Here is a 17,340-nt window from a genome sequence, read left to right as displayed (position 1 = left end):
AGCGTTTTGCTGGCTTTTTTTGTGTGATTTTTCTGACGGTAGACAAAATAATGACGAAATAAGTCATTAATTTACAATGAGTTAATGTTTTATTTTTATTAGTAAAATCTCGTGATTAGTGATTAAAAAATGTGTAATATTCACCCACCTTAACTGTTCTCCCAACCTCTATAATAATTATGAAATTATCATTAAAACAAAAGCTAATTGGCGCAAGCCTCTCTGCTGTTGTTGTGATGGCAACAGCACTGACTTGGTTGTCGGCTGGTCAACTTCTTGATCAGACGCGTTCAGGTGTCTATTCACGAGCACAAAGCCTAAGTAACGCCGCTTCAGAAGGTATTTCTGACTGGGTGGCAATTCGTAAAGATATTGCGACGGCTTTCAACGACTACTCAACTGAGCAAGACGTTGTGCCTTTCCTACAACAAGCACGTAAAGCTGGTGGCTTTGACGATATCTTCTTAGGTACACCAGAAGGTGGTATGTATCGTTCTCATCCCGAGCGTAACCGTGCTGATTACGATCCTCGCACGCGTCCTTGGTACAAAGACGCAAACGCAGCAGGCAAACAAATCATCACAGAAGCTTACCAAGACGCTATCACTAACGCGCTATTGGTGACAATTGCTGAGCCAGTAATGAAAAACGGTAAGTTCATTGGTGTTGTCGGTGCAGATGTATTGATTGACCAGTTGATCAATGACGTCATCAGCCTAGACGCAGGTGACAATGCTCATGCAATGCTGATCGATATGAACGATGGCACTTTCCTTGCTCATCCAAATAAGAGCCTAACGCTTAAGCCAATCACCGACCTTTCTAAAGAATTTTCTAAAGATTCTATTGAGCGCGCAGCCAACTCTGGTGCGATTGAAAGTGCAACAATCAAAGGCAAAGAGAAGCTTTACTACTTCAGCAAAGTGCCTGGCACACATTGGATGTTTGCGATTGAAATGGATCGTGCGACAGAAGAGGCAAGCCACGCTCAATTGCTACGAGAAATGCTGATCACCGCTGTGTTGATCACTATCGTCGTGATTGTTGCTGTTTCATGGCTAGTAGGTTTCTTGTTCCGCGATTTGGGTCGTGTTTCACAAGCATTGGAAGAAATTGCTTCTGGTGAAGGTGACTTGACGCAACGTCTAGAACCGCGCAGTGATGACGAAGTCGGCAAGCTGGCTGATAACTTCAACCGTTTTGTCGGCAATATGCACACGATGGTGACGAAACTAAGTCACGTATCGTCCGCACTGTCTGAGCAAGCTCGTACAACGGCACAGCAAGCCGAAGAACGTAGCCAGCGTATTTCTTACCAGCAAGACGAAATCAACATGGTGGCGACTGCGGTTAACGAAATGGCGGCAGCAACACAAGAGATTGCTGGTAACGCGGACAACACAGCATCAAGCTCGGAAGAAGCGGTACAAGCATGTGTGCATGGCTCTGGTCAAGTAACGCAAACGCAAGGTTCGATCCAAAACCTAGCGCAAGAAGTTCAAGTCGCGACCAACGTGATTCAAGAGCTAGAAGCGCACGGTAACGCGATTAATACGATTCTTTCGACTATTCAAGGTATTGCCGAACAAACCAACTTACTGGCACTGAATGCGGCGATTGAAGCAGCGCGTGCTGGTGAACAAGGTCGCGGCTTTGCGGTGGTTGCGGATGAAGTTCGTGTGTTGAGCCAACGTACTCACGCTTCAACGCAAGAGATTCAAGAAACCATCGAAATGCTGCAAGGTACTACGGCGAAAGCGGTGGGTATTATGGATGACAGTCGTCGTCTAGCAGATACTAGCGTGGATGATGCGAACTCTGCGGCAGTTAGCCTGACGCAAATTCACTCTGCGGTAGAGCGAATCAGTGATATGGCAACTCAAATTGCTTCAGCAGCAGAAGAGCAGGCGTCAGTAACTACTGAGATTACTCGTAATACAGAGGGCATTCGTGACGTATCGAATGAGCTTTCTGTGGAAGCGCACCAGGCGGCTGAGCAAGCAGCGCACCTGTCTGAGCTTTCTCACGAGCTAGAACAAGAGATCAGACGCTTTAAGCTGTAAGCTTTTGTTGTTTTGAATAAAAAGGAGCCATATGGCTCCTTTTTTGTTGCTCAAAGATAACGTAAGCCGAATTACAACCACAGGCTACTGATAGGTTGCTCTGGGTTATAATGATGGGCAATTTGGGCTTGCAGCAGCTCTGCTGTAGCAATGGCATCGGTTAGAGCATGGTGCGGTGTATAGTCTGGTAAGCCATAACGACGGCGAGACTGGGCTAAGCGTAATGATTTTGGCTTATTGCCCTTGAGCTTGTTCCAAAGACCGCCCGCTGCTTTTTGTTGAATGTTTTCTTCAATTTGCAACGTATCAAGAACTGGAAACTCAATACCTTCGCCAATACGAGAGCGCAGTGCTTGGTCGAGAAACTCACGCTCGATACGGCGGTAATGTACCACTACAATCTTACCCGCTAAGCTTTCTAGCAAGGGAGCGAGGATTTCACCCAGATCGGGAGCGTCAATCAGTTCACTGTGAGTGATACCATGAATGATGACTGATTCTTCATCGAGTTTTTCCTGTGGTCGCACCTTCCAGTGCTTTGCTTGGCGTAGGAAAATTCGATTGAGATCGAACGGCACCAAACCAATGGTGATGATGCCGTTTTTTTGTGGGTTCAAACCGGTAGTCTCAAAATCAAGCGCAACGAACTCCACTTGGGATAGTGGCGTTTCAGGTGCTGGCAGCGCTTTACCGTAAAAGGCGACTAAGCGTTCATCAGTGGCACGCTCAAGTTTCTGCTGAAACTTCACTGGCCACTGAATACTCGGCTTTTGAAATAACTTCTTTATCACTTCACGCCTCACTTAAACTTGTTACTAGCCTGATAGCGGAACTTAAGGAAGTTCTGACCATTACTTAGGATCTGGAACGCATCTTTCAAATTACGACGTTCAAAATCCGACAAGTTTTCAGGCTCAATGTTGTTGTCTGGTTCAATACCTAACTCAACATCAATTGCTTGGTGGCGGATACGCACCATTGAGATGAACTCCATCGCGTCTTTAAGATCTTGTGCGCGCCCTTTTGGTAAGATGCCAGCATCAATGATGTCATCGAGACGCTCAAATGAATTCTGTGCACGTGAGCCTACCGCCAGAGAATGAACGCGGATCAGATCGACCAATGGCGCAGTACCACGGCGTTTCAAGTTGATTGAGTTTTTATGTTGACCGTCTTTTTCCATCACAAAGTCTTTGAAGAAGCCAAGTGGTGGAGTTCGATTTAATGCGTTACGTGCCAAGCAGGCTAGGAAGCGATTGTTCTTGCGGGCGCGACGTACGATGAAGCTGGTGAGCTGCTCTGCCCATTTTAAGCGACCGTAAACCCCATCTAAATCAAAGAAGATGGATGCGTTGAGTAGCGCTTTTGGATTAGGGTCATCAATCCAATCGGCAAAGCATTCTTCCCATTGTGAGCGGGTCATTCGCCACATCGGGTTGGTCGCCATAATGTCGCCAGTACAGTACTTGTAACCGCATACGTTCAAACCATCACTGACATATTGTGCGAGAGCCTCAAAGTATTTACCGTGTTTCTCTTCTTTGTAGGTGTCGTCTAGGATGATTGCATTGTCTTGGTCAGTGACCAGCAACTGTTCGTCGCGCCCCATTGAACCAAGAGCAAGGAAGCAATAAGGGATAGGAGGTGGACCGAGTTCTTCTTCTGCCATTTCTAAAAGGCGTTGCTTAAAGCTGCGACCGATCACTGACATCGCGCTGCCCACCATGTGTGAGTTGGCGTCTTCGTTGACCAAGCGAACAAAACTGCTCTTTACTTCTTCTGCCACAATCGCTAAATCTTCGATGCTTTGCTGCTGGAAGATACTACTGACCAGCAACAGTGAGTTTTGCGATTCATAACGTACAATATCGGTAGCTTCGATGATACCAATCGGCATTTGATCTTTAACCACTGGCAAATGATGCACGTTGTAGCGCAACATGGTCAGCATGGCTTCATATACGTATGCGTTATGATCGAGTGAGATAACCTCAGTGGTCATCACCGTGGAGACATCGTCTTGCGGTGATAAGCCTTCGGCTAAAACTCGGGTACACAAATCACGGTCGGTAATGATACCTAGCACCGGAGATTGTGGGTCTTCTTCGTCCAGCACAAAGTCTGGGTCCACAATCAACAATGAAGAAACATTGTCTTGCGCCATCAATTGCGCGGCTTCTTGGATCGTCTGTCCACGTTCAATCGTCGGTGCGTCACGGGTTAATAAGGTTTTGACCTTAGAAGTGGTTAGGTCATTGGCATCGTTGTTTTCTGACACTGCTTGGCGCAAACGAGCACTGTTCTCTACTTCAACAAAATCAGCGAATGAGTCGAAGTTATCATACAGTTCTTGGAAAATGTCTTGAGGAATGCAGTAGAGTAGGGAATCTTCTATCGCTTTTACTGGGAAGCGAACTTTGTTGTTGGTCAGAAGCCCCATTTGACCAAAAAGGTCACCCTCGTCGAGTCGGTTGTAAAGTTCACCTTTGCGTCGATAGACCTCAACCACGCCACTACGAACCATGTATAGATCGTGGATCTGGTCGCCGAAATGAATGACGGGAGTATCTTGACGATAGTATGAGATTTCGATGTTCTCGGTCACTTTGGTGAGCGTTTCTTCCGGAAGCTCGTTGAATGGGGGATACTTGGCGAGAAAGTTATATATCTCGAGAAGTTCTGCTTCCATTAAGGTGCCTTTTGGTTTGCAAGTGATAGGGTAATCTTAACTTAGTTTTAAAACAGAATCTTATCGGATCACTGTTTTTCGTGCGCAATGATAAGATTCGGACAAGTCGCACGGCAAATCGTCATCAATTCGGCTACGCTGTCATCAATATGCCGAATTAAATCAATACAATGGGCGTATTAAAGAAGAGTTTTGGATGACACTCATGGAAGGAAGTAGAATGGTAAGACTATTATTCGCTGCACCTCTTGTAGCATTACCACTAATGAGCGTTGCCTCAGAGTCAGAACAGGTAGAGAAGTTTGGTTACGAGCACATTAATTTAGACATTGGTGCCGGGACAACGAATGAAGAGTGGCTCGATAATTCTAACGCTACCACTCTAGGGCTTGGCGGTAATTACCTATTTACCGATAACTGGCTGTTTAACGTTGACTACTCGGCGCAATTTTTCCACCCAGACAATTTCACTTTGCGTATTGACCGTTTGTTGTTCGGTGGTGGTTATCGTTATGGCGTCAACGAGAAGTTTGATATCTACGGGATTTATGGGCTTGGCGCAATTAAAGCCAAAGCGACTGATGATAAAACCGACCGTACACTGTCCTCGGATAGCGAGTTTATTCAAGGCGTCACGTTTGGCGCAAATTACCTATTTAGTGAAAAGTTAATGGGGACGGCAGAAGTGCACTTGAATCGAAGTGATATCGTCGACGAGAACAACTATAAGATTGCCTTTAACTACCAATGGCATCGCGTGATTGGTACCGGTCTTTATTACCAGTTCCGTGACACCGATTATCAAGGTCAACCGTCAGATCACATCAATGAAGTTGGAATTAGCTTTAAGTTTGTGTATTAGTTCATAGGAGTGTAGCGCCACCTTGTATAGTGGCGTTTCAACAAGCGGTAGAATCAAAAAAGGTCAGCGAGTGCTGACCTTTTTAATTTGTGACTTTCGACGCGATTACAGAACCGCAGCGATGCCTTTACATAGAGGACCCATGTTTGCTTTTGTCATACCTGCAACGCTGATACGACCTGAGCCTACGATATAGATACCGAACTCTTCTTTTAGACGATTTACTTGCTCTTTGGATAGACCAGAGAACGAGAACATACCGTTTTGGCGCTCGATGAAGCTGAAGTCAGCATCCACACCTTCTGCCTTAAGAGTAGCAACGAATAGTTCACGCATCTCTTGGATTCGGTCACGCATTTCCGCTACTTCCGCTTCCCATTCTGCGCGCAGGTCTGCGTCACCAAGAATGTGAGTCACAACAGCGCTACCGTGCGCTGGTGGGTTAGAGTAGATAGAACGGATAATGGCTTTTACTTGTGAGAACGCCGTTGTTGCAACGTCTTCTGATTCAGCAACCAGAGTGAATGCACCAACACGCTCATTGTATAGACCGAAGTTCTTAGAGAAAGAACTCGCGACTAGGATTTCTTTGTTGTACTTAGCGAAAGTACGAAGACCTGCTGCATCTTCTTCTACACCTTTAGCAAAGCCTTGGTATGCGAAGTCGAATAGAGGAAGCAGTTTTTTCTCTGCAACCAGCTTAGCCAGCGTTTCCCACTCTTCAGCTGTTGGATCTATACCTGTAGGGTTGTGACAGCAGCCATGCAAAAGAACAACGTCACCTTCAGATGCACCTTGCAGGTCGTTAACCATAGCAGCGAAGTCTTTGTCTTTGGTTTCTGCGTTGTAGTAGCTGTATTGTGCTGTTTCGATACCAGCTGCAGTGAATACGCCGTTGTGGTTTGCCCAAGTAGGGTTGCTGATCCAGATCTTCACATCACCAAGCTGACGCTTAATGAACTCACCTGCTACACGTAGAGCACCTGTGCCACCTGGTGCTTGTGCTGTTTTAGCACGCTTGCCAGCAACGATTTCCGCGTCTGCACCGAAAAGCAGTTTTTGTACTGCTAGACCGTATTCTGCTGTACCTTCGATTGTTAGGTAAGATTTGGTTTTTTCAGTTTCAATCAGTGCGGCTTCGGCTTTTTTAACAGTCGCAAGAACAGGGGTTTCACCTTGTTCGTTCTTGTAAATACCAACGCCTAGGTTAATTTTTTCGGCGCGAGCATCTTTTTTAAACTCTTCAGTAAGTCCAAGAATAGGGTCAGCCGGAGCGGCAACTACTTTTTCAAACATAATCTTCATCCATGTTAATCGAAGGGGTCTGCTGACATTTATACCTTTCAGCAATATTCGTTACAACAGTTAGTGATAAGAAAACTTAAAAAAGTTTTGATTTGAAACAGAAATCTAACATAACGGAGGCTTTTGATATAAAAACCCCTCTTAACAAGCGTTTTAAGAGGGGGATAATTGGCTAAGCGGCGATGTTTTGCTCATCTTGATATTGATGTGCGATATGTTGAAATTCGGTTTCAACTGCAAGAAATGCATCGACGATTTGAGGATCGAAATGTTTGCCTTTACCCTCTAGGATGATGGCTTTCGCCTTGTCATGGCTGAAAGCAGGCTTATATACACGCTTAGAAATAAGAGCGTCATACACATCTGCTAATGCCATTAAACGACCGGATAAAGGGATGTTCTCGCCGCTTAATTGATTTGGATAGCCACTACCATCCCACTTTTCATGGTGTGTTAGGGCAATCTCTTTAGCAACGCGCAAAAACGAACTACTTCCTAGCTGTTTTTCAGCAATTGACAGCGCTTCGGCACCAATTTGTGCATGTCCTTTCATGATCTCAAACTCTTCATCGGTCAGTTTTCCCGGTTTTAGTAACACGCTATCTGGTACACCGACTTTTCCGACGTCATGCAGCGGCGCCGATTTGTAAAGTAGTTCGATATAATTTGGAGTCAGTAATGAACAATGTTGTTCAAATTGGCTTAAATGTTCAGCCAATACTTTTACATATTGTTGCGTGCGCATAATGTGCGCACCGGTTTCATTATCACGTGATTCAGCCAATGCCGACAAACTGACAATGGCCACATCTCGCGTGGCTTTGACCTCATCTTGCGAAACTTGCAAACTGTCGAGCATTTGGTTAGTTAAACAGGCCATCGAGCCAAGCTCATCATGTTGGAAAACTGGTAAACGTTGCGCAATTTTCCCTTGTGTCACTTCCAGCAAAGCTTGCTCTTGGCTAAACAAGATTTTTTGCATCAAGCGAGTCCAAAGCACCATAATCGCGATTACATAGCCTCCGACGACAAGTGCGATGTAAACCAACTCTTTAATGAAGCTGATTTTGCCTAGCCCATTGGTGATTTGCTCTGGGTTTTGCTCCAACCAATAAATGTCTTTGACTGCGACCATGGTCAAAATGGTGGTCAAGGTGATGAGCAAGGCGATCATCATGCCTATCATTTGTTTCACCATGGATTGGCGCTGACCTGATAACGCAAAGCCAAATTGGTTTTGTTGACGTAGGCTGTCAAATTGAACCAGCTTGCTTTGCAGTTGCAAGATAGAACCAGTTAAAAAGCCAAAGAGCGCCATACCAAACAACACTTTCACATTGCTGTCGAAGGTAAAGTCGTATTGAAGGTTATAGTACGCAGCAAAAGGAATACTTACAGCGGTAAACAACACAGTATCAAGCTTGGCTTGTCGGTTTTGTGCAATCAAAGGATGTGAGACAAGAATAAAGTGGCGAACAAGATAGAGGAACGTAAAAACCACCGCGCAATGTAAGATCACTTCGTATACGCTCAGCGTGCTGAGCATCGGGCAGACGCGTCCACCGTATGTGCCAAAAAAGAACGCCGCAGCTAGGTAAAGTTGGAATGTAAGTGGTGCATTGTAGTTAGTATTCACCATGGTTATCCTTTTTTGGACAAATCTCAGCATCGTTTTCTCTCTTAGTTGAGCAAGAAGAGAGAGGTACTGTGGAATTGATGTCTGTTGATTGATCTGTCACTAGTAAAATCGAGACCTGAAATTTTATCGATAGATTCTTATAAATGATAGAAATTTGTTATGTATATGCTCAAGTAACCTTGAGATGCTTGCTTCAGCGAGGATGGCTTGGTTTGAAGGTGAGGCAACAATTTGAAGATCTAGGGGGGCTAATTCGAAAATTGTTAAAGAAGCATGTGAACTAAAGCCACTCGCCCTTCGGGAGCCTGTCACTGAAGTACGTTCTTTGCTAACTAAATAGCATCGTCAAACAACTTGGATATAGCTTGCAATTCCGCTTCGCTGTTTTCCTTGCTGTCTTTTGGTAAAGAGGGAATAGTGACAATACTCTGAATCTAGCATCTTGAAGTGACATTGATATAGCGAAGGATTTACAAAAAAGCCCCGCTATGGCGAGGCTTGGTCTCAATCATCGACATGAAAAAGGGTAGGAGTTACTTTTTCAAATCCATTTGTGATTCATGTGCATTCGTTTCGATGTCTGGGTTAGAAGACAGTTTGCCTGTTGCCCAATCGTTCATGTGCTTAAGGATAGCTTTCAATGCATGTTGTTCTGTTGGTGCTTCAGCGGATTCTACTTCGATTTTTTGTTTAGGATGAGAACCCGTTGCGTCTTCAGCAACGTGCAACCAATCTGGGTGCCAGTAGTAAGGCTGACCTGATGTTGTACTCCAAGAGTGAACACCATTAGATTCGCCTTTGTATTGAATGTCGTTTTCGTTGTATTTCGTCATTATTATCGTCTCTCATAGTCATGAGTTGAGGTGTGCGTCACCATTACTCTATAAATGTAACAGATGTCATCGGAATTAATGTGACTGCTATCTATTTATCTTGTTGATAAATGATCCATTCCGTTGCACAGCTCTCATTCAGATATATTTGTTGATCCCACCTAGCAATAACCGCCTGAAAAATAGGTATTTATGCCCAAGTAACCTCGCCCTTTGGGAGCGTGTCGTTGATTCGATCTCTGAGTCAAACAACTTGGAAAGAGCTAACTATTCCGCTGCGGTTGTTCTCCTTGACCTCGAATCAATGACAGCGCACTGAATCCTGCATCTTGAAGTCACTTGGGTATAATCAATATTATTGCCCATTGAGATGTTTGATAATTGCTGCCTTTGCATGCTCAGGTGTGGCTGCTTCACCCTCTGGGACATCGAGCTCTGCTTTTGGGTGCACCCCTAGTGCATCCTCAGCGATGTGCAACCAATCTGGGTGCCAATAATATGGGTTATTGCCTTCTGGGTGGTCCCAGCTATGAACTCCTTCGTGTATGCCTCGATAAGAGAGGTCATCCATCGTAAACATTTTCATCATTTCCTCCCGTAGAATATTCATACATTTGAAAGTATGGAACATAAATTCTCATTTCGTAACGTCAATTGATATCACTAAGATTGATTAATTACGTTTCGAGTTTGATAAGTCGAAGATCGGAATCAGGGCGTGAAGTATGCTAAGGTGCGCTCGGTAGTAAGAAATGAGGGAAGCATGAACCGATACCGCCAACTGGCTGAGCTGTTTAAAACGCAAATTCAACAAAATACATGGAGAGCAGGAGAGAAGTTGCCCTCCGTGCGTGTCACTAGCCGCAACCATTCGGTCAGTACAGGAACTGTGTTACAAGCCTATCAATTGCTCGAAGCGCAAGGTTGGGTGATTGCTAAACCTCAGTCGGGTTACTTTGTTACTGCTGAGCTCGAACGTCTCGACGCTACTGGTGCTGATAACAATACGTATCGCACTTCACTAAACGATGAGTTGTACGATTTCCTCAAACAACAAACCGTGCCAAACGCGACAAAGCTAGGCTCCGCGTTTCCTGACCCAGCACTTTTTCCTCTCGAAGCACTAAACCGTAACCTTGCCAGTTCCGGGCGAAAAATGGGACCAGATACCTTGTTAGATAACCTACCACCGGGTAGTGCTTCTCTACGCCGCTCGATTGCCCAGCGCTATATACAGCAAGGCATGACTTTAACGCATGATGATATCGTTATTACCTCTGGCGCGTTAGAAGCGCTCAACCTCAGTTTGCAAGTGGTTACTGAGCCAGGGGATACGGTTGTCATTGAGTCGCCAACATTTTATGGTGCGTTACAAGCAATTGAACGACTAGGGTTGAATGCCATTGAGATCTCGGTAGATGCCGAGAAAGGGCATTCCTTGGCTCAGATGGAACAAGCTTTTGCACAGCACAACGTTAAGGCTTGCTGGCTTATGAGTAACTTTCATAATCCAACAGGCACTTCGTTGAGCGACGAACAAAAGCAACGTGTTGTTGAGCTTGCCAATCTACATGATGTGTATCTGATTGAAGATGATGTATACGCAGAGTTGTATTTCTCCGACAAGAAGCCGACATCGCTGAAAACCTATGATGACCAAGAGCGCGTTTTGCATTGTGGCTCTCTTTCAAAAAGTCTTTGTCCTGGCTATCGGTTGGGGTGGGTGATCACCAAGCGCTTTAACGAGCGTGTTCAAAAGCTTCAACTGATGTCGACGCTATCTGGCAGTGCACCTATTCAACAGGGAGTTGCGCATTACCTGCAAAATGACAGCTATGACAATCATCTAAGAAAGTTGCGAAAAGGGCTTGAACAGCGCCAAGCTATGTTTGTGCAAACAATGAAAGAGTGTTTGCCTAAATCTATCGAGTACTATCTTCCTCATGGCGGTTATTTCTTATGGCTTAAGTTGCCTCAAGGGATAAGCAGTAAAGTGGTTCATCACACCTTGCTGTCACAGCAGGTAACTGTTGCGCATGGTGCGTTGTTCTCGGTCGATGAGCAATATCAGGACTATCTGCGTTTGAATACTTCTCTGCCCATTGATGACAATCTGTGTCAGGCTTTGCGGAAATTGGGTGAGTTACTTCACTAAAGAAACTGTTTAATCCTTTTTTGACCTAACTGTATCAGAGTGGTTTACTTGGGTTGTGCTTCAATCGAATACGGAAATATTGTGATGATTGGAGTGACAATGAAAAAGCAGTTGGTAAAACATGAATTAAGATTGATCGCCGTTGCCATTTTTAGCGCATTTCTGTTGGTATTTGCGCACCTTATTTTGGCGAAATCGTTCTCTCACATGGCGTGGACGGAATACACCGCGGCTGTGATCCCCTTTATTATGTTTGGTTTGTGCGTACTGGGTGTTAAGTATGCCGCCAAGGCAGATAAAGATGATGAGAATAAGCCTTAGATTCATGAGATAGAAGTTAGGAATAAACACTATGAAACATGCATGGCTACTGGCACTGTCTGCTATCACTTTTGGTTGCACGGCTAATCAAGGTGATGAGCCCGAATCGGTGATCTTACACTACGGCAAGTCGGAGCTTGTTGCTCAAATACAAGCCAACGAACAGTTCGAAGCCCAAATCAACAATGATCAAGAACAGGTTGATTTTTCTGGCTTTGTGAGAAAACAGTCGTCGGGCTACCTCGTTGATGTTGTTGCTATGCAAGAAAGTAAAACCCAGCATTCTAGCTCTAGTGTGAACACACAAGTGTTAATCAAAGAGGGTGACGTAGGTAAGCCACTCATGATTGGTGCGGTTAACGACAATGCAATGAGTGTGACGCTGAAATAGTTGAAATAACAGAAACGATGAAACTGCCACAAACTAAAAGACCTCCACTTGGGAGGTCTTTTTAATTCTGTATCACTCTAGGTGATTAGAAGTTCGCAGAGCGAGGAGTACGTGGGAATGGGATCACGTCACGAACGTTGCCCATACCTGTTACGTAAGATACTAGACGCTCAAAGCCTAGACCGAAGCCTGCGTGTGGCACTGTGCCGTAACGACGTAGGTCGCGGTACCAGCTCATGTGCTCAGGATCGATACCCACTTCACGCATACGTGCATCTAGGATGTCGAGACGCTCTTCACGTTGAGAACCACCGATGATTTCGCCGATGCCTGGTGCTAGTACATCCATCGCTGCGACTGTTTTACCGTCATCGTTAGCACGCATGTAGAATGCTTTGATGTCTTTCGGGTAGTTCTTAACGATTACAGGTGCTTTGAAGTGTTCTTCAGCAAGGAAGCGCTCATGCTCAGAAGACATATCGATACCCCATTCAACTGGGAATTCGAATTCACGACCAGAATCAAGCAGGATTTGGATCGCGTCTGTGTAGTCAACTTGTGCGAAGTCAGAAGAGACAAACTGCTCTAGGCGAGTAATTGCTTCTTTGTCGATACGTTGAGCAAAGAACTCAAGGTCATCACGACATTCTTCAAGAACGGCTTTGAATACAAACTTCAGCATGTCTTCAGCCAATTTTGCAACGTCGTCTAGTTCTGCGAACGCAACTTCAGGCTCAACCATCCAGAATTCCGCTAGGTGGCGGCTTGTGTTTGAGTTTTCAGCACGGAAAGTAGGACCAAACGTGTAAACTTTGCTTAGTGCACAAGCGTAAGCTTCTGCGTTTAGCTGACCAGATACCGTTAGGAAAGTCTCTTTACCGAAGAAGTCTTCGTTGTAGTCAACTTTACCATCGTCAGTGCGAGGCAGGTTTTCCATGTCTAGCGTAGATACGCGGAACATTTCACCAGCACCTTCTGCGTCAGAAGCTGTGATCAATGGCGCTGATACCCAGAAGTAACCTTGCTCGTGGTAGAAGCGGTGGATTGCTTGAGATAGGCAGTTACGTACGCGTGCTACTGCACCAATCACGTTTGTGCGTGGACGTAGGTGAGCGACTTCGCGTAGGTACTCGATAGAGTGACGAGTTTTTGCCATTGGGTAAGTGTCAGCATCTTCAACCCAGCCAACAACTTTAACGTCAGTTGCTGCTAGTTCGAAGTCTTGACCTTTCGCAGGAGAGGCAACAATCTTACCAGTTACTTCAACAGAGCAGCCAGTCGTTAGCTTAAGTACTTCGTTGTCGTAATTATTAAGATTATTAGGGACCACGGCCTGAATCGGGTCGAAACAAGAGCCGTCATAAATGGCAAGGAAAGAGATTCCAGCTTTGGAATCACGACGTGAACGGATCCAGCCACGAACAGTTACTTCACTGTCTACTGCTAGCTGACCTTTCAAAACGTCTGATACAGGCGCGTAAGTCATGTTTTCAATATTCTCCATTGAGGTAAAAATTCAACTCAACACTTAAAAGTGCCAGTCTCACAACAAAATTGTTTAAAAAACAAGCGAAGTGTTGAGTTGGATAGAATTTTTTAGATTCAACGAAACATATTACCTGTCAAATCGTCAGCTTCAACCTTTATATTCAATTTGAAGGAGAGAATTTCCTTATTTATTCTCTTGTGCTCTCTCTGACAGGGTAAATTGGTTAAGTAATGACTCCAAACGCTCTGAAAGATGTTCCAGATCGACACTGATCTCGCGAGTATGTGATGCCGATTGCGAGGTCTCGTTTGCGTGTAAGGTAATGGTGTCAACTTTGCTTTGGATGTGCTTGCTTACCCCAGATGTTGTTAGTGTCTGATGTTGGATATTTTCAGCGTGTTTAAGTACTTGATGCATCTCATCGACCACATTGTGCATGGTCTGTGACAATGCTTCGACATCTACTGAGCGCTGATGAGCAAACTCGCACACTGTATCGACCGAGGTTAACGACTCTTCGCTGCCTTGTTGGAACTGAGAAATAATCGTCTCAATATTACTGGTGGCTTCGGCGGTGCGAGAGGCAAGATTGCGCACTTCATCGGCAACTACCGCAAAACCACGACCTTGATCTCCGGCTCGGGCGGCTTCAATAGCGGCGTTAAGCGCCAATAAATTGGTTTGCTCAGCGATGCCTTTTATCACGCCAAGAATTGATGATACTTCATCAGTTTGTTGGTTTAACGTCGCAATGTTCTCACGCACTTTATCAATATCGGTCACAAGGTGCTTGATGTCTTCGCTGACATGATGGGCTTGACCTGCGCTGGTGGTTGCAACGTCAACGGTATGGTTAACTAAGGTTGTCGCATCGACTGTCGCTTGCTCCACCACGCTTTGTTGCTCAAGCATATCGGTAATATTGGTTTGCACTTCATTGGTTTCGACTTGTTGATTATCAGCAGCTTCATCGGTCGATTGAGCTACATCAGTCAGCCTTCCTGCAGAGTCTGCAAGAGAGTGGGAGGTATCTCGAACGCGTTCTAAACTCTCTGACACCGTATCCATAAACGAATTGATGGAATCCGACAATTGACCGACTTCATCATTTTGCGTGCCCGACAGACGCTTGGAGAGATCTTTACTGGCACTAACGTTAGACATAAAGCGTGATGTATTTTGAATAGGGCGGACGATGATTTTTCGGATGAGTCCCATAGTGATGAGGAAGCCAACAAATGCGATCACTGACATGATCCCCATCGCAAATACGGCTTGCTTGTTAATCAGCGTGTTGACGTGACTCATGTTGTATTCAAGACGAATAGCACCAAGCACTTCGCCCTCAGGTGCAATATGGCAGGACACGCAATTTGTGCCTCGATAGTCCTCACTTGATTTCATTGGTAGAGCGACGACCAAGCCCTTACCCCATTCAGCACTGATGGGTTCAATGACCAATTCCCCGCTCAGTGCCCGTTGATCGATGTCGTCGAGAGGTTGTTGGTTGGTTTGCCCTTGACCATAAAACTTTGACACGGCATCGGCACGCAACACGCGTACTTGTTCAATGCCTTCCTGTGCCAGCGCTTTTTGTCGTAGTGTCTCTTTCTGCGACATCGTGCCTGTCAGCATCATCATGTTTAAGCTGTCGAAGTAGTTACTGGCTTTGTCGTGTAACTGTTCGCTTAGTACATCATTAATAAGTGTTTTTTGTTGGTAGTACTGATACCCAGTGGACACGGCAAGAACACAAGTGAACACGGCGATCAGGGCGAGTAGGAGTTTAAAGGTAATAGTTGAGCGCATATTTTTATAAGTGTTATTGGAACGAACCCCACAATATTAAGAGGTTAGTTGCACTTGAGCGATGAATTGGCTAACTGAATGTGACCCCAAACATTTTGTGGTTATGTAAATGTGATGTAAGTGGTGTGTAATCAAAACTTTGACGTGGTGACAAAAAAACGGCACGGTGTTTTTTAAGATCTTTTAATGCCAAAAATTTTCTACTTGGTTAGATAATGGCGCCCGCGTTTTCAATTTCAATACGTCATGATTTACTGCTTTATCGTTTGCCTTGCTATTCATAGCGGGCGCTATTGATAAAGGTTGTCATTAAAGGGTGAATTCCTTAGTATTGCGTGTCTTTTTAAAGCCTGAGAATCAAGATGAAAACAGAATTGTACAAAGAGTTTATGTTCGAAGCGGCACACCACTTGCCACACGTACCTGAAGGTCATAAGTGTGGACGCTTACATGGACACTCTTTCCTTGTTCGTCTTTATGTAGAAGGTGAAGTAGACCCTCATACAGGTTGGGTTGTAGATTTTGCTGAAATCAAAGCCGCATTCAAACCTATCTACAACCGTCTCGACCATTACTATTTGAACGACATTGAAGGTCTGGAAAACCCAACCAGCGAAGTTCTAGCAAAATGGATTTGGCAACAACTTAAGCCAAGCTTACCTCTGCTTAGTAAAGTAGAGATCAAAGAGACGTGTACCGCAGGTTGTATTTACAAAGGTGAGTAATCGTCTTCTGCATGCATACAAGAAAGGCAAGCCAAACGGCTTGCCTTTTTCTTTATCAAGAATTTATTATTGGGCGTTTAATAGCCTATGCCATTTCTCAGTGCAAACTGAACTAAATCTGCATGACTATCCAGCTCTAGCATGTCTAGCAACCGATATTTATGAGATTCGATCGTTCTTGGGCTTAGATTGAGTTCTGTGGCAATTTCTTTTGCTGATAATCCTTTAGCCAGCAAACCCAGCACGTCACATTGACGGTGACTCAAACGTAGCATGCGGTGATTTTCTTGGTCGGTTTTCATGTCTGGACGGTGCAAACTACGATGTAGCTTTGAATGTTGCCAAAAGGACAGCCACATATGAGAGATGAAGCTAACCTGTTCAAGCTGGCTTTCGGATAAGCCGCAACTGTTGCTACCAAAGAGAGTAAAAGAGAGACCGCCCCAGCGCTGACCAAATTGGACGAGTGGAATAGTGTAATGGCAACACGCGCCTTGTGCTGACAGCATGCGCAATACCACTACATCACTGTTGGCTAAAGCGTTTTTATCGAAAAACTGGGTTTTCTCAGAATTACCAATTAAGCGCAGGTAGCGTTCGCCATCTTCGACCCCGACTTGCTTAGTCGTCAGAACTTGGTGTGGCTCGCGAGCAACAGAAAGCGTTTTCCCTTGATTGAAAAACAGCATGGAGTTGGGAAACATTGTCATACGATCGATTTCAAACCACTCCATGGCTTCTAGCATAAACTGCTTGAGGTAGCTTTCACATTCGTCAGCATGTGCGGACGTTAAAAGCTTTGCTTGGCGTATCATCAACGCATCAAAACTGGTGGATTTGGTGGTGTTACCTATATCACTGCCCATAAAAGTTGGCCCATCTTATCGTTTTTTATAAATGCAGTATTTTTACTCTACACCCTTGCCCTATCATTTTGCAAAATTGCTCCCGCAATAATTCGAAGTTTTTCGAATCACATATACGGTATCCATTTTATCTCAAGGAGAGAGTTCACGCACGTATGGGCAAAGGGCTCCAACTGCATGGATACGGTCATTT

Annotated in this window: 15 protein-coding genes; 6 read left to right on the top strand and 9 right to left on the bottom strand. The window is 44.9% G+C overall.

The features are described from left to right. The first annotated feature begins 179 nt into the window (after positions 1-179). On the top strand, positions 180-2,063 hold the full coding sequence (locus tag J4N44_RS10780; RefSeq protein WP_005445153.1) for a methyl-accepting chemotaxis protein: 1,884 nt from the start codon (positions 180-182) through the stop codon (positions 2,061-2,063). A 71-nt stretch (positions 2,064-2,134) separates the two neighbouring features. Here J4N44_RS10780 and J4N44_RS10775 read toward each other — a convergent pair whose 3' ends face one another. Beyond that, a complete protein-coding gene (locus J4N44_RS10775) occupies positions 2,135-2,851 on the bottom strand; it encodes a 3'-5' exonuclease (protein ID WP_033001524.1) in 717 nt (238 codons plus the stop codon). Between the two features lie 11 nt (positions 2,852-2,862). Continuing rightward, positions 2,863-4,752: a DUF294 nucleotidyltransferase-like domain-containing protein gene (locus J4N44_RS10770; RefSeq protein WP_005445155.1), complete on the bottom strand. Its 1,890-nt coding sequence runs from the start codon at positions 4,750-4,752 to the stop codon at positions 2,863-2,865. A gap of 220 nt (positions 4,753-4,972) precedes the next feature. Between J4N44_RS10770 and J4N44_RS10765 the strand changes: the two genes are divergently transcribed. Continuing rightward, the gene (locus J4N44_RS10765; RefSeq protein WP_005445156.1) at positions 4,973-5,614 is read left to right on the top strand and encodes an outer membrane beta-barrel protein; all 642 of its coding nucleotides are present in this window, start codon (positions 4,973-4,975) and stop codon (positions 5,612-5,614) included. A 105-nt stretch (positions 5,615-5,719) separates the two neighbouring features. Here J4N44_RS10765 and J4N44_RS10760 read toward each other — a convergent pair whose 3' ends face one another. The 4 genes from J4N44_RS10760 to J4N44_RS10745 all read right to left on the bottom strand — a co-directional run bounded on the left by J4N44_RS10760 (position 5,720) and on the right by J4N44_RS10745 (position 9,977). Then, positions 5,720-6,910, bottom strand: coding sequence for an amino acid aminotransferase (locus J4N44_RS10760; RefSeq protein ID WP_009700606.1), 1,191 nt, complete (start codon positions 6,908-6,910; stop codon positions 5,720-5,722). A gap of 181 nt (positions 6,911-7,091) precedes the next feature. Further along, on the bottom strand, positions 7,092-8,558 hold the full coding sequence (locus J4N44_RS10755) for an HD domain-containing phosphohydrolase (RefSeq protein ID WP_009698381.1): 1,467 nt from the start codon (positions 8,556-8,558) through the stop codon (positions 7,092-7,094). A gap of 533 nt (positions 8,559-9,091) precedes the next feature. Then, positions 9,092-9,391 (bottom strand): hypothetical protein, encoded by a 300-nt coding sequence (locus J4N44_RS10750; RefSeq protein WP_017817917.1) that lies wholly within the window; start codon positions 9,389-9,391, stop codon positions 9,092-9,094. A gap of 355 nt (positions 9,392-9,746) precedes the next feature. Further along, positions 9,747-9,977: a hypothetical protein gene (locus tag J4N44_RS10745; RefSeq protein ID WP_026000256.1), complete on the bottom strand. Its 231-nt coding sequence runs from the start codon at positions 9,975-9,977 to the stop codon at positions 9,747-9,749. A 177-nt stretch (positions 9,978-10,154) separates the two neighbouring features. On the opposite strand from J4N44_RS10745, the gene J4N44_RS10740 reads away from it, so the two are divergent. From J4N44_RS10740 to J4N44_RS10730, 3 genes are all read left to right on the top strand, one after another. After that, the gene (locus J4N44_RS10740) at positions 10,155-11,546 is read left to right on the top strand and encodes an aminotransferase-like domain-containing protein (RefSeq protein WP_252044443.1); all 1,392 of its coding nucleotides are present in this window, start codon (positions 10,155-10,157) and stop codon (positions 11,544-11,546) included. Between the two features lie 99 nt (positions 11,547-11,645). Next, positions 11,646-11,867 (top strand): hypothetical protein, encoded by a 222-nt coding sequence (locus tag J4N44_RS10735; RefSeq protein ID WP_017817919.1) that lies wholly within the window; start codon positions 11,646-11,648, stop codon positions 11,865-11,867. Positions 11,868-11,898: 31 nt separating this feature from the next. After that, on the top strand, positions 11,899-12,258 hold the full coding sequence (locus tag J4N44_RS10730; protein WP_009703467.1) for a hypothetical protein: 360 nt from the start codon (positions 11,899-11,901) through the stop codon (positions 12,256-12,258). An 85-nt stretch (positions 12,259-12,343) separates the two neighbouring features. Here the strand turns inward: J4N44_RS10730 and asnS are convergent, their stop codons facing one another. Together asnS and J4N44_RS10720 are read right to left on the bottom strand one after the other, a co-directional pair. Continuing rightward, the gene (gene asnS, locus J4N44_RS10725) at positions 12,344-13,744 is read right to left on the bottom strand and encodes an asparagine--tRNA ligase (protein ID WP_005445169.1); all 1,401 of its coding nucleotides are present in this window, start codon (positions 13,742-13,744) and stop codon (positions 12,344-12,346) included. 186 nt (positions 13,745-13,930) lie between these two features. Then, entirely contained in the window at positions 13,931-15,556 is a 1,626-nt protein-coding gene (locus J4N44_RS10720) for a methyl-accepting chemotaxis protein (protein ID WP_017817922.1), read from the bottom strand. A 362-nt stretch (positions 15,557-15,918) separates the two neighbouring features. On the opposite strand from J4N44_RS10720, the gene queD reads away from it, so the two are divergent. Continuing rightward, a complete protein-coding gene (queD, locus tag J4N44_RS10715) occupies positions 15,919-16,281 on the top strand; it encodes a 6-carboxytetrahydropterin synthase QueD (protein WP_005376896.1) in 363 nt (120 codons plus the stop codon). Positions 16,282-16,358: 77 nt separating this feature from the next. Here queD and J4N44_RS10710 read toward each other — a convergent pair whose 3' ends face one another. Continuing rightward, on the bottom strand, positions 16,359-17,147 hold the full coding sequence (locus J4N44_RS10710; RefSeq protein ID WP_005445181.1) for a response regulator transcription factor: 789 nt from the start codon (positions 17,145-17,147) through the stop codon (positions 16,359-16,361). Positions 17,148-17,340: the final 193 nt, after the last annotated feature.

It is taken from the genome of Vibrio sp. SCSIO 43155 (assembly GCF_023716605.1).
Classification (GTDB): Bacteria; Pseudomonadota; Gammaproteobacteria; order Enterobacterales; family Vibrionaceae; genus Vibrio; species Vibrio harveyi.
This window is presented reverse-complemented; position numbering and strand designations above follow the sequence as displayed.

What these genes read in the sequence shown, in the direction of transcription:
- J4N44_RS10780 (WP_005445153.1), top strand. Translation starts at nt 180, where the DNA reads ATGAAATTATCATTAAAACAAAAGCTAATTGGCGCAAGCCTCTCTGCT.
- J4N44_RS10770 (WP_005445155.1), bottom strand. Translation starts at nt 4,752, where the DNA reads ATGGAAGCAGAACTTCTCGAGATATATAACTTTCTCGCCAAGTATCCC.
- J4N44_RS10765 (WP_005445156.1), top strand. Translation starts at nt 4,973, where the DNA reads ATGGTAAGACTATTATTCGCTGCACCTCTTGTAGCATTACCACTAATG.
- J4N44_RS10760 (WP_009700606.1), bottom strand. Translation starts at nt 6,910, where the DNA reads ATGTTTGAAAAAGTAGTTGCCGCTCCGGCTGACCCTATTCTTGGACTT.
- J4N44_RS10755 (WP_009698381.1), bottom strand. Translation starts at nt 8,558, where the DNA reads ATGGTGAATACTAACTACAATGCACCACTTACATTCCAACTTTACCTA.
- J4N44_RS10750 (WP_017817917.1), bottom strand. Translation starts at nt 9,391, where the DNA reads ATGACGAAATACAACGAAAACGACATTCAATACAAAGGCGAATCTAAT.
- J4N44_RS10745 (WP_026000256.1), bottom strand. Translation starts at nt 9,977, where the DNA reads ATGAAAATGTTTACGATGGATGACCTCTCTTATCGAGGCATACACGAA.
- J4N44_RS10740 (WP_252044443.1), top strand. Translation starts at nt 10,155, where the DNA reads ATGAACCGATACCGCCAACTGGCTGAGCTGTTTAAAACGCAAATTCAA.
- J4N44_RS10735 (WP_017817919.1), top strand. Translation starts at nt 11,646, where the DNA reads ATGAAAAAGCAGTTGGTAAAACATGAATTAAGATTGATCGCCGTTGCC.
- J4N44_RS10730 (WP_009703467.1), top strand. Translation starts at nt 11,899, where the DNA reads ATGAAACATGCATGGCTACTGGCACTGTCTGCTATCACTTTTGGTTGC.
- asnS (WP_005445169.1), bottom strand. Translation starts at nt 13,744, where the DNA reads ATGACTTACGCGCCTGTATCAGACGTTTTGAAAGGTCAGCTAGCAGTA.
- J4N44_RS10720 (WP_017817922.1), bottom strand. Translation starts at nt 15,556, where the DNA reads ATGCGCTCAACTATTACCTTTAAACTCCTACTCGCCCTGATCGCCGTG.
- queD (WP_005376896.1), top strand. Translation starts at nt 15,919, where the DNA reads ATGAAAACAGAATTGTACAAAGAGTTTATGTTCGAAGCGGCACACCAC.
- J4N44_RS10710 (WP_005445181.1), bottom strand. Translation starts at nt 17,147, where the DNA reads ATGGGCAGTGATATAGGTAACACCACCAAATCCACCAGTTTTGATGCG.